Genomic DNA, 15,766 nt, shown 5'->3' on the forward strand with positions numbered 1-15,766 from the left:
ACTTTTTGGGAACCCCCTTGAAATTTATGACACGAAGGACTATCATAGCGTTAGCACTCTGGAGAAAAGAGTGCTAACGCTATGTTTTTATAAATTTACTTTCATATAGGAGGAATCACCCATGGCGAAGAAGCAATTCAAGGCGGAATCCAAGCGGCTGCTCGATCTGATGATCAACTCCATCTACACCCACAAGGAGATCTTCCTCCGGGAGCTCATCTCCAACGCCAGCGACGCGGTGGACAAGCTGGCCTACAAGGCCCTCACCGACGACAAGGTGGGGCTGAACCGGTCGGATTTCCAGATCGTGATCACCCCCGACAGGGACAGCCGCACCCTCACCATCACCGACAACGGCATCGGCATGACCAAGGAGGAGCTGGAGAAAAACCTGGGCACCATCGCCCGCAGCGGCTCCTTCCAGTTCAAGCAGGAGATGGACAAGGGGGAGGCCGCCGAGGGGGTGGATATCATCGGCCAGTTCGGCGTGGGCTTCTACTCCGCCTTTATGGTGGCCGACGCCGTGACGGTGCGCTCCAGGGCCTACGGCTCCGACGAGGCCTGGGAGTGGAAGTCCAACGGCGCCGACGGCTACACCGTGGAGCCCTGCGAGAAGGCGGACGTGGGCAGCGAGGTGATCCTCCACATCAAGGCGGACACCGAGGAGGAGGACTACGGCCAGTACTTGGAGCAGTACCGCCTCCAGGGCCTTGTGAAGAAGTATTCCGACTATGTCCACACCCCCATCCGCATGGAGATGACCAAGTCCCGCCAGAAGGAGAAGCCCGCCGACGCGCCGGAGGACTACAAGCCTGAGTACGAGAGCTACACCGAGGTGGAGACCCTCAACTCCATGGTGCCCCTGTGGCAGCGGCCCAAGAGCCAGGTGACGCGGGAGGAGTACAACCAGTTCTACAAGGAGAAGTTCGGGGACTGGGAGGACCCTCTGGCGGTGATCCACATCGCCGCCGAGGGCCAGATGGAGTACAAGGCCCTCCTCTTCATCCCTGCCCACGCCCCCTTCGACTATTACAGCAAGGACTATGAGAAGGGGCTTCAGCTCTACTCCTCCGGGGTGCTCATCATGGACAAGTGCCCCGACGTGGTGCCCGACTATTTCAGCTTTGTCAAGGGCATCGTGGACTCCCCCGATCTGCCGCTGAACATCTCCCGGGAGACCCTGCAGCACACCCGGGCCCTGCGCATCATCGCCAGCACCGTGGAGAAAAAGGTGAAGGCGGAGCTGATGAAGCTCCAGAAGGAGGAGAAGGAGACCTACCTCAAGTTCTGGAAGGCCTTTTCCCGGCAGCTCAAGTACGGGGCCGTCAGCGACTACGGCGCCCACAAGGACCTGCTTCAAGACCTGCTGCTCTTCCCCTCCTCCGCCGGGGAGGAGCTGACCGCCCTGGCCGGGTACCAGGAGCGGATGAAGGAGGACCAGCAGTCCATCTTCTATCTCTCCGCCGAGAGCCTGGACAAGGCCAAGGGCCTGCCCCAGGGCGAGCGGGTGCTGGACCGGGGGTATGAGATCCTCTATTTCACCGACGAGGTGGACGAGTTCGTGGCCCAGACCCTTGGCGCATACGGCGAGAAGCCCTTCAAGGACGCCGGGGCCGCCGACGCCCTCCCCGAGAGCGAGGAGGAGAAGGCGGAGAACGAGAAGAAGGCCGAGGCCAACAAGCCGGTGCTGGACTTCGTGAAGGAGGCCTTGGGGGACAAGGTCTTTGACGTGCGCCTTTCCAAGGCGCTGAAATCCGCCCCCGTGTGCATGACCGCGGAGGGCGGGGTGTCCCTGGAGATGGAGAAGTACTTCCAGCGCATGGAGGCGGGAGAGGGCGCCATCAAGGCCCAGCGGGTGCTGGAGCTCAACGCCGACTCCCCCGTGTATGGGGCTCTGGCCCAGGCCGTGGGGCAGGACCCGGAGAAGGCGAAGAAGTACGCCGAGCTGCTCTACGACCAGGCCCTTATCATCGCCGGGCTGCCGGTGGAGGATACGGGGAAGTACACCGAGCTGGTCTGTTCGCTGATGGTGTAAAAGAAAGGAAAAGGGTGCTTTATGTTTCGGGAAATGCGCAGAAAAAACCAGGCCCTATCCCGGGAGGAGGCCGCCGCCGTCCTGGACCGGGCCCTGTCCGGCGTGCTGGCCCTGTCGGGGGACGACGGCTATCCCTATGCCGTGCCCATCAGCTACGTGTATGACGGCGGGAAGCTCTATTTCCACTGCGCCAAAAGCGGCCACAAGCTGGACGCCCTCCAAAGAAACCCGAAGGCCTCTTTCTGCGTCGTGGACCAGGACCAGATCGTCCCGGCGGAATACACCACCTATTTCAGAAGCGTCATCGTATTCGGACAGCTCAGGGTGATGGAAGAGGGGCCGGAAAAGCGGGCGGCCGTGGAAAAGCTGGCCGTCAAATATGCCCCGGAGGATACCGACGCCCACCGGGAAGGGGTCATCGACCGGGGGTGGGGAGCCCTCTGCGTGCTGGAAATGCAGGTGGACCACATGACCGGGAAAGAGGCCCTTGAGCTGACCGGAAAGGGACAAGAGGGGTAACAGGGGCGGATCGATCCATAAAAAAGCCTGTGTGATTTCATCACACAGGCTTTTTTTACCGCACTTCCTCGTAGAGGGCCACCGCATCCGCCTTCCCCACGATCTCGGGGGTGGAGAGGACCTTCACCTTCACGGTCCGCTCCCCGAACTTCAGCTCCAACAGGTCGCCGGGCTTGACCTCGTAGGAGGCCTTCACCGGGCGGCCGTTGGCGGTGACCCGGCCGGCGTCGCAGGCCTCGTTGGCCACGGTGCGCCGCTTGATGAGCCGGGAATTTTTCAGCCATTTGTCCAAGCGCATAGAATCACCTCGTTTTTACCGTTATTGTACCACAAAATTCGCCGGGGAGAAAAGCAAAAAGGTGTGGGCAGAGTAAAAGACGTAGAAAAACTACTTTATCCCCCGGCTCTTTCGGGAATATTAAAAAACCGGCCCCGGGTCACCCCGGGGCCGGTTCGATATGCAAGCGAACTTATTTCGCCACGGCGTCCTTCAGAGCCTTGCCGGGCTTAAAGACGGGGACCTTGGAGGCGGGGATGTTGATCTGCTCCTTGGTCTTGGGGTTACGGCCGATGCGGGCGGCGCGGCACTTCACCTCGAAGGCGCCAAAGCCGACCAGCTGCACCTTGTCGCCGGAAGCCAGGCAGTCGGCAATGGCCTCAATGGCGGCATTGACAGCGGCCTCGGTATCCTTCTTGGACAGGCCGGCCTTCTCGGCGGCGGCGTTGATGAGTTCAGCTTTATTCATGTTCGTTTCCTCCTGTTTTTTCTCGGCGGCGGACCGCCAAATATACTTAAGGCGTAAAGCCGTTAAGTCCGTTTCGCTCTCTCCCAGAGCTGGTCCAGCTCGGAAAGGCCCATCTGGGCCATATCCCTGCCCTCCTGGGCGGCAAAGGCCTCCACCTTGCGGAAGCGGGAAATGAATTTGTCGGTGGCGGCGGTGAGGGCCTCCTCGGGATCGGCCTTCACAAAACGGGAGACGTTGACGGCGGCGAAGAGCAGGTCCCCCAGCTCCTCTTCGATGTTGGTGCCCTGGGCCATGGCCTCTTTCAGCTCCTCCAGCTCCTCGGACAGCTTGTCCACCGCGCCGGAGGCGTCGGGCCAGTCAAAGCCGGCCTTTTTCGCCTTTTTCTGCACCTTCTCCGCCCGCCACAGGGCGGGCAGAGAACGGGCCACGGCGGTGAGGGTGTCGGTATAGGTCTGCTGTCCCTTCTCCTCCCGCTTGAGCTCTTCCCAGTTCACCAGCACCTCGTCGGAGCCGGTGACGGCGGTGTCGCCGAACACGTGGGGGTGGCGGAAAATGAGCTTCTTGCAGATGCCGTCGGCCACGTCGTCCAGGGTAAAGCGGCCCGCGTCCTTTTCGATGTCCGCGTGAAAGACCACCTGGAGGAGGACGTCCCCCAGCTCCTCTTTCAGATGCTCGGGACTGGCCTCGTCGATGGCCTCCACAACCTCATAGCTCTCCTCCAGCAGACCCCTGCGGAGGGACTCGTGGGTCTGCTCCCCGTCCCAGGGGCAGCCCCCCGGCGCGCGGAGGAGGGAGACGATTTCTTCCAAGTCCTTGAGGCCGTAAGATTCTTTCCTAACAAAATCTATCATATTTTACCCCTTACTGCAAGGTCTTTTCGCAAATTAATCACTGGATATGGAGGATTTTCGCGATTTTATCCCCTTTGGGCATGAGGGCCAGGTCATCTTTGGAGATGACGCGCAGGACCAGCACCAGAACCAGGTATACCACCACGCCCACAAAGATGGCCCCCAGAGTGGCCAGGGAGTTGCCAAGATGGAGGAAATTAGTGAGCAGGCCGTAGCTCCCCCAGGCCGCCAAAGCCATGACGGCGGAGGGGATAAAGGGCTTGACGAAGGCACGCAGGAAGCTGGGGGGGGAGGGGATGGCCCGGCGGATCATGAAGATCTCCAACGCGGAGATGACGATGAAACAGCACAGGGTGCCCACCGGGGCGCCGTTGATGCGGATGTCCGGGTTGCCCACCAGGGTGTAGTTCACCAGGATCTTCACCACCCCGCCGATGATCACCGCCAGGATGGGCAGGTTCACCATGCCGTTGGCCTGGAGGATGGAGTTGCACAAGAGCTGGAGGGCCACAAAGATGGAGGCCAGCCCCAGCACGGAGAGGAGCGGCCCGGCGATGGACACGTCGATGGCGGGGAACAGCAGGCCCATGATGGGCCCGCCCAGGGCGAAGAGGCCCATGCCCATGGGCAGAGCCAGGAGCAGGCCCACCCGAAGGGCGGACTCGCTGACCTTCTGGGCCTCCCGCCGGTCCCGCCTGGCCAGGGCGGCGGAGACGGCGGGGATGATGCAGGCCGTCAGGGGCACCATCATGGAGAAGGGCAGGTTGTAGATGGACATGGTCTTGGAGTAGATGCCGTAGAGCCCCCGGGCGGCATCCAGGGCGGCGCCGGTGCCGTCGGCGTTCAGGATCAGGCCGTCCACCCTGTGGAAGATATCGGTGAGCTGGCTCATGACCAACTTGGTGTCGATGAGGGTCACCAGGGACGTGGCGGCCGAGCCCAGGGTGATGGGGACGGCCAGCTTCAGAAGGTTGGAGAGGATGCGGCCCGACGCCTCGGGCCGGTCGGTCCCCCGAACCTGCCGCCCCCGATGGGCGCGGAAAAAGAGGAAGAGAATATAGATCAGGGCCACCACGCTGCCGCAGGAGACGCCGATGATGGCGCCCACGGAGCCGAAATTCTCCCCCAGGGTCTTCATGAACAGGACGGCCAGGGCCAGGCCCACCACCAGCTTGAACCCGGCTTCGATGACCTGGGAGATGCCGGTGGGCCGCATGTCGAAGTGTCCCTGGAAATAGCCCCGGAAGGCCGACATGACGCACACGCACAGCACCGAGGGGGCCAGGGCCATCACGCAGTAGACCGCCTTGGGATTGGAAATGACGATCTCCGCCATGGGCGCGGCCAGCACCGTCATGCAGAAAAAGCTGATGAGGCCCATGGTGAGGAAGGTGAGGAAGGCCACCCGGAAGGTCTTGTCGACCTGATTTTTCCGGCCCAGGGCATTGGCCTCCGAGATGGTTTTGGACAGCGCCACCGGCAGGCCGGCGGTGGAGATGGTGAGGAAGAAGTTATAGATGTTGTAGGCGCTGTTGTAGTCCCCCATCACCTCGTCGGGGAGGATGTTGCCCAGGGGGATGCGGTAGATGGCGCCGATGATCTTCACGGCGATGGCGCTGGCCGCCAAGATGGCCGCGCCGCCGAAGAAGGTGCTTTTTTTCTGGGATTCTGACAAGTTTGCCACAGCCTTTCCGGGGTTTTCCTAATTTCCCAAGTCTTTCCGGGCTTAATTTTACTTCCCGAACAGGGTGGGAACGGCGTAGTCCAGCACCTCCCGGCGCACCTGGTCGGCGTCGATGGTGAGGAAGGCCCCGTTTTCATATATGACCTTGCCCCGGCACATATTCAGCTTCACGTCGGCGCCGTGGGCGGCGTAGGCCAGATTGTTGGCCGCGTCGTGGCAGGGGATGAGGTTGGGCGCGTCCGGGTCCAGGAGGATGAGGTCGGCGTCACAGCCGGCGGCGATGCGCCCGGTGTCCCGGCCCAGAGCCCTGGCCCCGTGGACGGTGGCCATCTCCACCGCGTCCCAGGCGTTCAGGGCCAGGGGGTCGCAGTGGACGCCGTTTTGGAGGATGGCGGCGATCTTCATGTCGCCGAACATGTCGGTGGAGTTGTTGGAGGACACCCCGTCGGTGCCCAGGGCCACGTTGACCCCCGCCTTCATCAGGGCGGGGACAGGGGCCACCCCGGAGCCCAGCTTCAGGTTGGACACCGGGTTGTGGATGGCGCTGACCCCTTTTTCGGCCATGAGGGCCCAATCCTCGGGCTCAGTCCACACGCAGTGGGCGGCGATGGCGCGGACGTCCCACACGCCGTACTTGTCCAGGGTCCGGATGGGGGAGGCGCCCCAGCGGGCCTTGCACTCGGCGTGCTCCCGCTTGGTCTCGGAGATGTGCACGTGCATCCCCAGGCCGTGGGCCTTGGCGAAGTCCGCCGTCCACTCCCACAGGCCGGGCTGGGAGGTGTACTCGCCGTGGATGGAGGCGTCCACCCGGATGCGGCCGTTATCATAGCCGTGCCACGCCCGGAAGAGCTCCTCCTGGTTTTTGCAGTCGCCGCAGGCGTCGGGGGAGAACGTCTCCCCGAAAAAGACCCCGCCGCAGCAGAGATTCGCGGAGAGCCCCGCGTCGGCCACCGCCTGGGCGATGACGCCGGTGCGCATATACATGTCGGCGATGCAGGTGGTGCCCGAGGCTATCATCTCCATGAGTCCCAGCTGGGCGCAGGCCCTGACGGCCCGGTCGTCCCACTTGGCCTCTACGGGGAAGATGAAGTCGTTCAGCCAGTCCTGGAGGTTGTTGCCGTCGCCGTAGCCCCGCATGGCGGTCATGGGGACGTGGGTGTGGGCGTTCACCAGGCCGGGCATGAGGATGCCCCCCCGGCCGTCGATTTCCCGGTCGAAGGTCCCCTCCGGCCGGGCGGCGCCCACGGAGGAAATCTTTCCACCGTCCACCGCCACGAAAGCGTGGTCCAGCACGGTGTGGGCGTCGTCCATCAGGACGGCGGTGACGTTTTTGAATAAGATTGCCATTGCGTTCTTCCTTTCAGCCGTTACAGCGCGGCCAGGATATGGCGGGCCAGTTCCAAGTCCTTGCGATTGACATAAAACCGGTACTCGCACAGGTGGTCTCCCATCATACCGAAGGTGCCGACCCTGGCCCGGTCATAGGTGTGCCCATAGGGGTCGGCGGTCTTGAGGACGTAGTCGATCCCCGCCCCGGCCAGGGCGGAGCGGATGTCCGCCTGACGCCGGGGGTCCCGGGTGAGGGCCACCTCGGCCCGGTTGAAGATGGTGATCATCGTATCTGCCTTCCTTTCCGAGGAGGGGCGGGAGGACCGGAGACCTGCCGAACAAAGGGGTTATGAAAGCTCTTTTTGCTTCCTTTTTCTCTCGGGAAAAAGGAAGTTACATCTTTTCCAGGCAGGAGAGCACCAGCTTGGAGAAGGTGTCCTTCGCGGCCTCGGCGGCCTCGTTGACCTCCTCGCCGGAGAGGGGCTGGTCCAGGATGCCGGCAGCCATGTTGGTCAGGAGGGTGAAGCCCAGCAGCTTCATCCCGGCGTGGACGGCGGCGGTGGCCTCCGGGGCGGTGGACATGCCGCAGGCGTCGCCCCCCAGGACCCGGACGGCCCGGACCTCAGCGGGGGTCTCGAACTGGGGGCCGGGGAAGTAGCAGTAGACGCCCTCCCGCAGGGTGAGGCCCAACTCCTTGGCGCTGGCCCGGGCGATGTCCTGGAGGGCGGGGGTGTACATCTTGGACATGTCGGGGAAGCGGGTGCCGAACTCGGGGAGGTTCTCGCCCCGGAGGGGGGACTCCATGAAGAACTTGATCTGGTCGGTGATGAGCATCACCTCGCCGGCGTTCCAGGCGGTGTTGACGCACCCGGCAGCGTTGGTGACCACCAGGGTGGAGCAGCCCAGCAGCCGCAGGACCCGGACGGCGTAGGATACGTCCTCGTAGGAGTAGCCCTCGTAGTGGTGCATCCGGCCCTGCATCACGGCCACCTTCTGGCCCGCCAGGGTGCCCAGGACCAGCTGGCCCTTGTGGCCGGGGGCGGTGGAGACCTTGAAGTGGGGGATGTCGTGGTAGGAGATCACGATGGGGTTTTCCACGATGTCGCCCAGGAAGCCCAGGCCGGAGCCCAGGACCATGGCCACGTCGGGGGTGAAGGTACCGATCTGGGAACGGATATAGTCGGCGCTCTCTTTGTAATCGGCAAAGGGATAGCTCATGAGGAATCCTTCCTTTCTGGTATAAAAAAGTAGTTTGTGGTCAGTCAAGGTATTTTACACCGTTTTTCCATAAAAAGCAACGTGTTTGCCCGCCTTCTGGGAGGCAGGAGAAATCTGGGGGGAGGTCTTTTCTGGAAAAGACCTCCCCCCAGCCACCCCACAGAAAAGCACCTGAAAGAGAGACCCGCCCGGCTGTGCCGGGCGGCCTACGCTAAAAACTTGCCCCTGGCAAGTTTTTTTAACGTTGCGGTTTCGACTCAACAGCTTCGCTGCATTAGCTGGCCCTAAGTTCGTACCTCGCTAAGGGCCAACAAATCTCCCCCTGGACCCCCACCCTTGGAAACCTCCCCAAGCTGTTCACAAGAGCGTGAGAAAACCCCGGGGCCGCACTTCGTAGCGGCCCCGGGGTTCGTTTATAAAGGCTTCCCCTGGGGGAAGCTGTCTGCGAAGCAGACTGATGAGGGGGACTTATCGCTCTAGCAGAGCCTTTCGTGTTTTCCCCAGTTCCCCTCATCCGTCAGCCCTTCGGGCTGCCACCTTCCCCCAAGGGGAAGGCTAAAAGACTAGGCTGTGTCAAGCCCATGTCAGCGGCCGAGCGGCACGAGAGGGACCACGGGTCGCACAGACGCTCCCGTGCTTTTCCCCCTAGCTTTGGGCAGTAGACCTCCTACTGAAAAGGGAAACTGCGAGCAGGTTTGCACTAAAAGACTTTTCTTTGGGGGGCTGGGGCCGCAGCGTTAAGAAAATGCGCCGGTGGCGCATTTTTAGCGCAGGCTGGCCGGCTATGCCGGCCAGGTCACCCTTCCCTAAGACCGAAAAGAAATGTCCCCCAGATTTACGCACCTTCCGAGGTGCAAGCAGGTAATACGAAACGGAATACGGTACGTTACCCGATTTTCCCGGTCAAGTACCGGGTGGCGTACTCCGCATGGAGCGCCGCCGTAACAGCCAGCGCCCCCTCGTCGATATCGAAGCGGTTGTTGTGGTGGGCCCGCTGGGTGTCCGGCTTGTCCGGGCTGGCACTGCCCACGTAGGCGTAGCAGCCGGGGACGGTGAGGAGAAACTCGGCGAAGTCGTCCCCCCCCAGGGAGAGGGGGCGGTCAGTGACGAGAGCCTGGGGGCCCAAGAGGTCAGTCACCACCGCACCCACCTCCCGGCAGGCCCCGGGGTCGTTGATGAGGGGGGAGGCGAAGTCCTCCCAGACAACCGCCGCCGTGCCGCCGTAGAGCCTGGCGGTCTCTTCGCACAGGGCGTCCAGCTCCGCCTTGGCCTGGGCCCGGGTCTCCACCGAGCAGGCCCGGATGGTGCCCTCCAGCACCGCTTCCTCCGCCACGATGTTGTAAGCGGTGCCCGAGTGGAGCATCCCCACCCCGATGAGGAGGGGCTCCACCGGGGAGGTGCGGCGGGTCACCAGGGCTTGGAGGGCCACCACGATCTGGCTGGCGATGTAGAGGGCGTCCACTCCCAGGTGGGGGGTGGAGACGTGGGCGGCCTTGCCGGTGACGGTGATGGTGAAGTGGTCCACCGAGGCGTTGTTGGGCCCCGGTTTCACCCCCACGGTGCCCACCGCCAGGTCGGAGGCCATATGGACCCCGAAGACCCGGCCGGAGCCGGCGAGCAGGCCTTCCTTGACGAAGACCCGGCCGCCGTAGCCGATCTCCTCGGCCTGCTGGAAGAAGAGGCGGACCTCGCCGCCGAACTCAGCTTTGTGGGCGAAGAGGAGCTTGGCGCCCCCCAGCAGCCCGGCGGTGTGGGCGTCGTGGCCGCAGGCGTGCATCCGGCCCGGGATCTGGGAGCAGTAGGGGACCTCCCGCTTCTCGTCCTGGATGGCCAGGGCGTCGATGTCGCAGCGCAGGGTGATGACCCGGTCCCCGGGCTGCTCCCCATGAAAGACGGCGTAAACGCCGGTTTCATCCACCCGGCGGTGGTCGGTGATGCCGATGGTGTCCAGCTCGGTTTCGATGCGCTCCGCCGTCCAGAACTCCTGGCGGCTCACCTCCGGGTGGCGGTGGAACTCCTCCCGCAGGGCGGAGAGGTAAGGGGATAGGGCCTGGGCTTCTTCCCAAAATCCCATAGAAATGACCTCCTTTATCAATGGTGGGAGCAGATGCTATCCGCCCCTACGGCGGGGAATTGCGGGCGGAGGGCAGCCGTTTATACGATGGGGGATGGTGTCCGCCCGCGGGGGTGATGGGAAAGGGGCGGGCCGTGCGCGGCCCGCCCCTTGGGTTGCTTAGTACTCGAACGCGGGCAGGTAGGTGCCCTGGAAGATCTCCTCGATGGCGGCGGCGGTCTCGGCGGACTGGTAGGCGGCCAGGACCTTCTGGTAGGTCTCGTTCTCCAGGTCGGCGGTGCGGACGGCGATGATGTTGATGTAGGGGTTGTCGCTGCCGGGCTGGACCTGCTCGGTGTAAATGGCGTCCTTCACGTTCAGACCGTTGTCCACGGCGTGGGCGCCGTTGATGAAGGCGGCGGTGACGTCGGGCAGGAGGCTGGCGGTGTTGGCGGCCTCCACCTCCACGAATTCCAGGTTCAGGGGGTTGGCGGTGATGTCCTTGAGCTCAGGGGTGTAACCCGCCTCGGGGTCCACCTCGATGAGCCCGGCGGTCTCCAGGATCTTGAAGCAGCGGCCCTCGTTGGTGGGGTCGCTGGGGACGGCGATCTTGTCGTTTTCCTTGAGCTCCTCCACAGAGGTGATCTTGTCGGAGTAGAGGGACAGGGGGGCGATGATGGTGTCGCCCAGGACGGAGAGGTCATAGCCCAGGTCGGCGATCTCCTTGTTGAGGTAGGCCTTGTGCTGGAAGGCGTTCAGGTCGATCTCCCCAGCGTTCAGGGCCTCGTTGGGAAGCTTGTACTCGGAGAACTCCACCATCTCGCACTTGATGTTGTCCTTGGCCAGCAGCTCGTTGACGGTGTCCCACTGCTCGTTGTTGGCGCCCACCACGCCCACCTTGACGATGGTGAGGTCGGCGGCGGGGGCGGATTCCGCGGCGGCGCTGGGGGCGGCGGACTCGGGGGTCTTGCTCTCGGTGGTGTTCCCGCCGCCGCAGGCGGCCAGGGAAAGGGTGAGGGCGGCGGAGAGCCCCAGGGTCAGAAATTTGTTCTTGTTCATGTCTGTTTCCTCCTAAATATAAATCCTTTTGAATGGGTGGGGTGTCGAGGGGTGCGGGCGGATGATATCCGCCCCTACAAGGGCGCGGTGTATAGCCCTTTTATGGAAGTTTTCTTTGCCTACTTTCCCCCCTAAAGGGGATGGACTCCACTAAAATCTTGTTTCACAAGATTAAGTGTCGTTCTATTTTCCAAAAGAAAGTAGGTCAGTGGGTGGAGCGGTTGACGACGTAGTTGCCGGCGGCCTGGACCAGGCTCACCAGCACGATGATGATGAGGATGACCACCACGGTGATGTCGGGCAGGTTCTTGCTGTGGCCGTACATGAGGGCGAAATTGCCCAGGCCGCCGGCCCCGATGGTGCCAGCGATGGCGGTGAAGTTGATGAGGGAGATGAGGGTGATGGTGACGCCCCGGGCGATGCCGGGGATGCCCTCCTTCAAATAGACCCGGGTGACGATCTCCCAGGGGGAGCAGCCCATGGACTGGGCCGCCTCGATGAGGCCGTCCGGCACCTCGGCCAGGGCCCCCTCCACCTGGCGGGCCAGGTAGGGGACGGTGCCGAAGAGGAGGGGAATGATGGCCCCCCGGACCCCGATGGCGGTGTGCATGATAAGCCGGGAGAGGCCCAGCAGCAGGATGGCCAGGAGAATGAAGGGGATGGAGCGGAACACGTCGCAGAATTTGCTCAAAAGAAAGTGGAGAGGGCGGTTTTGCAGGATGCCGCCGGTCCTGGTGGTGAAGAGAAGAACGCCGAGAGGGATGCCGAAGAGAAGAGAGATGGCGCCGGAGATGCCCACCATCTGGATGGTCTGGACAAAGGCCTGCCAGAGCTGGTCGGACCGGTCCACTACGTTGGGGATGATGGAATATAAAAGCTCAGCCACGTTTCAGCACCTCCGCCCGTACATTTTTCGACGTCCAGTATTCCAGCGCCTCCTGGGCCCGGTCGCCGCCCAGGACGGCCACCAGCCCGCCCAGGGGGGCGTCCTCGATGACCTCCAGATTGCTGTAAATGATGTTGATGTCCACCCCGAACCGGCGGGAGAGGTCGGAGATGATGGCCTCGGACGCGCTTTTCTGGATATAGGTCATCCGCACCAAAAGCTGGCCGGGGGAGAGGTCCACGATGGGGGAGCCGGCCTCCATCAGCTCCTCCACCTTGCTCAGATTGGAGGTGGTGGAGATGAAGGAGCGGGTCACGGCCTCTCTGGGGGAGGAGAAGATGGAGAACACGTCCCCCTCCTCCACCACACGGCCGCCGTCCATGACGGCCACCCGCCGGCAGATGTCCTTGACCACCGCCATCTCGTGGGTGATGATGACCACGGTGATGCCCGTCTTTTGATTGATGTCCTGGATCAGGCGGAGAATGGAGCGGGTGGTCTGCGGGTCCAGAGCGGAGGTGGCCTCGTCGCACAGGAGGACCTTGGGGCCGCTGGCCAATGCCCGGGCAATGGCCACCCGCTGCTTCTGGCCGCCGGAGAGCTGGGAGGGATAAGCGTCCGCCTTGTCGGGCAGGCCCACCAGCTCCAAAAGCTCCTTTACCTTGCGGTCGGTCTCCGCCTTGTCCACCCCCTTGAGGGGGAAGGCCACGTTCTGGGCCACGGTACGGGAGGGCATCAGGTTGAAGTGCTGGAAGATCATGCCGATCTTCTTCCGTACCGCCCGCAGGTCCCGCTCCGGCATTCGTGTCAGCTCCTGGCCGTCCACCGTCACGGTGCCGTCGGTGGGCCGCTCCAGCAGGTTGATGCACCGCACCAGGGTGGACTTGCCCGCGCCGGAGTAGCCGATGATGCCGAAGATCTCTCCCGGAGCGATCTCCAGGGAAACGTCCCGCACGGCGTGGACTCCGGTTTCGCCGTCGCCAAAGGTCTTGCTGACGTGAACCAGCTTGATCATGGTCATCCCTCATTTCCTCAAAACAAAACAAAAAGAGTGGGAAGCGTCGCCGCTTCCCACTCTTCGATTCCCAATACAGCCTGAGACGGCCGACCGTTATCGAATGCTTCCGGGTGCGGAGGCGCAAGGCATCGTGGGCATCGGCATCATAGCCATGTCCATCATCCGCATCATCATTCCATAACAGTACGCCATGCCAGCCCGCCTCGATTCCTACCCCGTGACCCGGGTTTTCTTGTTGGGATTTATACTAGCACCCCGTGGTTCGGCTGTCAATGAAAAATTGGACATTTGGGCAATTTGGAGAAAAAGTGCCCGGGGTGGAGGGGCTTTTTCTGATTTTTGACGGCGTTTGCGCTTGACGCCCGGCAGATAGGAGGGGGCCAGGGGCATTGGACAAAAGGCTCCCGCAGGGGCGGCGCAAAAAAGAAGTACCGCCCCGAAAGGCGGTACTTCGTATGGATGGGGAAAAATCAGCGCTTGCTGAACTGGGGAGCCCGACGGGCGGCCTTCAGGCCGTACTTCTTGCGCTCCTTCATACGGGGGTCACGGGTGAGGAAGCCGGCGGCCTTGAGGGCGGCGCGGTACTCGGGGTTGACCTCCAGCAGGGCGCGGGCGATGCCGTGACGGATGGCGCCGGCCTGGCCGGTGACGCCGCCGCCGGTGACGGTGGCCTCGATGTCCACCTTGCCCACCAGGTCGGTGGTGACCAGGGGCTGACGGACAATGAGCTTCAGGGTGTCCAGGCCGAAATACTCGTCGATGTCACGGCCGTTGATGGTGATGGCGCCGGTGCCGTTGGGGAACAGGTGCACCCGGGCCACGGAGGACTTCCGACGGCCGGTGCCGTACAGATAAGGCTTCTTGCTCTTATACATAATTCTAGTTACCTCCTACTTAGTCCATCGTCCAGGGCTCGGGCTTCTGGGCGGCGTACTTGTGCTCGCCGCCGCGGCTGATGTGCAGCCGGGAGAGGGAGTCCTTGGTGACAGTGTTGCGGGGCATCATGCCGCGCACGGCCAGCTTCATGGCCAGCTCGGGATCCTTCTGCATCAGCAGGCGGTAATTGATCTCCTTCAGGCCGCCGACCCAGCCGGTGTGGTGACGGTAGAACTTCTGCTCGGGCTTCTTGCCGGTGAGGACGGCCTTCTCGGCGTTGAGGATGATGACGAAGTCGCCGCAGTCGGCGTGGGGAGTGTACTCGGGCTTGCGCTTGCCCCGCAGCAGGTCAGCGGCGATGACAGCGGTCTTGCCCAGGGGCTTGCCGGCCGCATCGAGGATATACCACTTGCGGACGATGTTGCCCTTGTTTGCCATAAAAGTGGACATGGTGAAACCTCCAATTCTAACTGCTCAAAACGAGCCTTTTCACGAAGAAAGTGCCCCAAACCTGGACGGTTGGAGCGTTTTGTATTATAATACGGTGGTTGCCGGGTGTCAACGGCTTTTTTGGATTTTTTAATTTAGAAAGTTGAAAGCTCTTGTATACGGCTTTTTCCTCGCTGTATCTCGCTTATTCTCGATTTCGATTTTCAATTTTTCGGAGGCGTTTTATGGAGAAAATACTCTCTTTGGTCCGGCGGTGCGTGGAGGATTACGACATGATCCAGGCCGGGGACACCGTGGCGGTGGGGGTCTCGGGGGGGAAAGACTCCCTGGTGACCCTGACCGCCCTGGCCAAGCTGTCCAAGTTCTACCCCAAGCCCTTTACCGTGGAGGCCGTCACCCTGGACATGGGGGCGGTGGACGGCGGGGAGGGGATGGACTTCGGCCCGGTGGCCGACTACTGCGCGTCCATCGGCGTGCCCTTCACCCTCATCCCCAGCGAGGTGAGCCACATCATCTTTGACCTGCGCCGGGAGAAGAACCCCTGCTCCATGTGCGCCAAGATGCGCCGGGGGGCCCTCCATAACGCCCTGGTGGAAAAGGGCATCCACAAGATCGCCCTGGGCCACCACTTCGACGACGCGGTGGAGACCTTCTTTCTCTCCCTCTTTTACGAGGGGCGGCTGTCCTGCTTCCAGCCGGTCACCGAGCTGACCCGCACCGGCATCACCCAGATCCGGCCCCTCCTCTACTGCGGGGAGGGGATGGTCCGGGGGGCGGCGAAGCGCAACGGCCTGCCCGTGGTCCACAACCCCTGCCCCGCCGACGGCTATACCAGGCGCCAGGAGGTGAAGGAGCTGGTGGCGGAGCTGGAGCACAAATACCCGGGGCTCAAGGACCGGGTGTTCGGCGCCATGCAGCGCCTGCCCCTCCCCGAGTGGGGGCCCCTGGAGCACCGGCGGCGGCCGCTGCCCGAGGAATAAAGGGCGCGGGGGAGGGAACTTCTTCCCGGCCGCGCCGTCTAACCGGTCAAAAGGCCCGTATC

General features: G+C 62.8%; 17 protein-coding genes. 4 read left to right on the forward strand and 13 right to left on the reverse strand.

All coding sequences use genetic code 11. The features are described 5' to 3' along the window. Window positions 1-121 precede the first annotated feature (121 nt). Window positions 122-2,035 (forward strand): molecular chaperone HtpG, encoded by a 1,914-nt coding sequence (gene htpG, locus AAEU42_RS03480; protein ID WP_342232140.1) that lies wholly within the window; start codon window positions 122-124, stop codon window positions 2,033-2,035. Between the two features lie 21 nt (window positions 2,036-2,056). After that, window positions 2,057-2,554: a pyridoxamine 5'-phosphate oxidase family protein gene (locus tag AAEU42_RS03485; RefSeq protein WP_342232141.1), complete on the forward strand. Its 498-nt coding sequence runs from the start codon at window positions 2,057-2,059 to the stop codon at window positions 2,552-2,554. Window positions 2,555-2,609: 55 nt separating this feature from the next. Here AAEU42_RS03485 and AAEU42_RS03490 read toward each other — a convergent pair whose 3' ends face one another. The 11 genes from AAEU42_RS03490 to AAEU42_RS03540 all read right to left on the reverse strand — a co-directional run bounded on the left by AAEU42_RS03490 (window position 2,610) and on the right by AAEU42_RS03540 (window position 13,395). Beyond that, the gene (locus AAEU42_RS03490; protein WP_342232142.1) at window positions 2,610-2,852 is read right to left on the reverse strand and encodes an RNA-binding S4 domain-containing protein; all 243 of its coding nucleotides are present in this window, start codon (window positions 2,850-2,852) and stop codon (window positions 2,610-2,612) included. Between the two features lie 172 nt (window positions 2,853-3,024). After that, a complete protein-coding gene (locus AAEU42_RS03495; RefSeq protein ID WP_342232351.1) occupies window positions 3,025-3,342 on the reverse strand; it encodes an HU family DNA-binding protein in 318 nt (105 codons plus the stop codon). A 20-nt stretch (window positions 3,343-3,362) separates the two neighbouring features. Next, window positions 3,363-4,151, reverse strand: a complete 789-nt coding sequence (mazG, locus tag AAEU42_RS03500; protein WP_342232143.1) for a nucleoside triphosphate pyrophosphohydrolase — start codon at window positions 4,149-4,151, stop codon at window positions 3,363-3,365. A gap of 37 nt (window positions 4,152-4,188) precedes the next feature. Further along, entirely contained in the window at window positions 4,189-5,835 is a 1,647-nt protein-coding gene (locus tag AAEU42_RS03505) for a putative polysaccharide biosynthesis protein (RefSeq protein WP_342232144.1), read from the reverse strand. Window positions 5,836-5,883: 48 nt separating this feature from the next. Then, window positions 5,884-7,182 (reverse strand): amidohydrolase family protein, encoded by a 1,299-nt coding sequence (locus AAEU42_RS03510; RefSeq protein WP_342232145.1) that lies wholly within the window; start codon window positions 7,180-7,182, stop codon window positions 5,884-5,886. 20 nt (window positions 7,183-7,202) lie between these two features. Then, entirely contained in the window at window positions 7,203-7,451 is a 249-nt protein-coding gene (locus AAEU42_RS03515; RefSeq protein ID WP_342232146.1) for a hypothetical protein, read from the reverse strand. Between the two features lie 106 nt (window positions 7,452-7,557). Further along, window positions 7,558-8,382: a purine-nucleoside phosphorylase gene (locus AAEU42_RS03520; RefSeq protein WP_342232147.1), complete on the reverse strand. Its 825-nt coding sequence runs from the start codon at window positions 8,380-8,382 to the stop codon at window positions 7,558-7,560. Window positions 8,383-9,268: 886 nt separating this feature from the next. Further along, the gene (locus tag AAEU42_RS03525; RefSeq protein WP_342232148.1) at window positions 9,269-10,456 is read right to left on the reverse strand and encodes a M20 metallopeptidase family protein; all 1,188 of its coding nucleotides are present in this window, start codon (window positions 10,454-10,456) and stop codon (window positions 9,269-9,271) included. A 159-nt stretch (window positions 10,457-10,615) separates the two neighbouring features. Beyond that, the gene (locus AAEU42_RS03530; RefSeq protein ID WP_342232149.1) at window positions 10,616-11,494 is read right to left on the reverse strand and encodes a MetQ/NlpA family ABC transporter substrate-binding protein; all 879 of its coding nucleotides are present in this window, start codon (window positions 11,492-11,494) and stop codon (window positions 10,616-10,618) included. Between the two features lie 205 nt (window positions 11,495-11,699). Beyond that, window positions 11,700-12,380, reverse strand: a complete 681-nt coding sequence (locus AAEU42_RS03535; RefSeq protein WP_342232150.1) for a methionine ABC transporter permease — start codon at window positions 12,378-12,380, stop codon at window positions 11,700-11,702. Then, window positions 12,373-13,395, reverse strand: a complete 1,023-nt coding sequence (locus AAEU42_RS03540; protein WP_342232151.1) for a methionine ABC transporter ATP-binding protein — start codon at window positions 13,393-13,395, stop codon at window positions 12,373-12,375. The genes AAEU42_RS03535 and AAEU42_RS03540 overlap by 8 nt, the downstream gene beginning before the upstream one ends. On the opposite strand from AAEU42_RS03540, the gene AAEU42_RS03545 reads away from it, so the two are divergent. Further along, the gene (locus AAEU42_RS03545) at window positions 13,388-13,579 is read left to right on the forward strand and encodes a hypothetical protein (RefSeq protein ID WP_342232152.1); all 192 of its coding nucleotides are present in this window, start codon (window positions 13,388-13,390) and stop codon (window positions 13,577-13,579) included. The genes AAEU42_RS03540 and AAEU42_RS03545 overlap by 8 nt on opposite strands. 289 nt (window positions 13,580-13,868) lie before the next feature. Here AAEU42_RS03545 and rpsI read toward each other — a convergent pair whose 3' ends face one another. After that, window positions 13,869-14,273 carry a 30S ribosomal protein S9 gene (gene rpsI / locus AAEU42_RS03550; RefSeq protein WP_342232153.1) on the reverse strand — a complete coding sequence of 135 codons (405 nt, stop codon included), beginning with the start codon at window positions 14,271-14,273 and terminating at the stop codon, window positions 13,869-13,871. Between the two features lie 19 nt (window positions 14,274-14,292). Further along, window positions 14,293-14,724, reverse strand: a complete 432-nt coding sequence (rplM, locus tag AAEU42_RS03555; protein ID WP_342232154.1) for a 50S ribosomal protein L13 — start codon at window positions 14,722-14,724, stop codon at window positions 14,293-14,295. 224 nt (window positions 14,725-14,948) lie between these two features. Between rplM and AAEU42_RS03560 the strand changes: the two genes are divergently transcribed. Then, window positions 14,949-15,704, forward strand: a complete 756-nt coding sequence (locus AAEU42_RS03560; protein WP_342232155.1) for a tRNA lysidine(34) synthetase — start codon at window positions 14,949-14,951, stop codon at window positions 15,702-15,704. Window positions 15,705-15,766 lie beyond the last annotated feature (62 nt).

It is taken from the genome of Pseudoflavonifractor phocaeensis, from assembly GCF_038439875.1.
Taxonomy (GTDB): Bacteria; Bacillota; Clostridia; order Oscillospirales; family Oscillospiraceae; genus Vermiculatibacterium.

Bases quoted from the DNA above. Each gene is read 5' to 3' on its own strand.
- mazG (WP_342232143.1), bottom strand. From the start codon at position 4,151: ATGATAGATTTTGTTAGGAAAGAATCTTACGGCCTCAAGGACTTGGAA.
- AAEU42_RS03510 (WP_342232145.1), bottom strand. From the start codon at position 7,182: ATGGCAATCTTATTCAAAAACGTCACCGCCGTCCTGATGGACGACGCC.
- AAEU42_RS03520 (WP_342232147.1), bottom strand. From the start codon at position 8,382: ATGAGCTATCCCTTTGCCGATTACAAAGAGAGCGCCGACTATATCCGT.
- rpsI (WP_342232153.1), bottom strand. From the start codon at position 14,273: ATGTATAAGAGCAAGAAGCCTTATCTGTACGGCACCGGCCGTCGGAAG.
- AAEU42_RS03490 (WP_342232142.1), bottom strand. From the start codon at position 2,852: ATGCGCTTGGACAAATGGCTGAAAAATTCCCGGCTCATCAAGCGGCGC.
- AAEU42_RS03485 (WP_342232141.1), top strand. From the start codon at position 2,057: ATGTTTCGGGAAATGCGCAGAAAAAACCAGGCCCTATCCCGGGAGGAG.
- AAEU42_RS03560 (WP_342232155.1), top strand. From the start codon at position 14,949: ATGGAGAAAATACTCTCTTTGGTCCGGCGGTGCGTGGAGGATTACGAC.
- AAEU42_RS03530 (WP_342232149.1), bottom strand. From the start codon at position 11,494: ATGAACAAGAACAAATTTCTGACCCTGGGGCTCTCCGCCGCCCTCACC.
- AAEU42_RS03515 (WP_342232146.1), bottom strand. From the start codon at position 7,451: ATGATCACCATCTTCAACCGGGCCGAGGTGGCCCTCACCCGGGACCCC.
- htpG (WP_342232140.1), top strand. From the start codon at position 122: ATGGCGAAGAAGCAATTCAAGGCGGAATCCAAGCGGCTGCTCGATCTG.
- rplM (WP_342232154.1), bottom strand. From the start codon at position 14,724: ATGTCCACTTTTATGGCAAACAAGGGCAACATCGTCCGCAAGTGGTAT.
- AAEU42_RS03525 (WP_342232148.1), bottom strand. From the start codon at position 10,456: ATGGGATTTTGGGAAGAAGCCCAGGCCCTATCCCCTTACCTCTCCGCC.
- AAEU42_RS03540 (WP_342232151.1), bottom strand. From the start codon at position 13,395: ATGATCAAGCTGGTTCACGTCAGCAAGACCTTTGGCGACGGCGAAACC.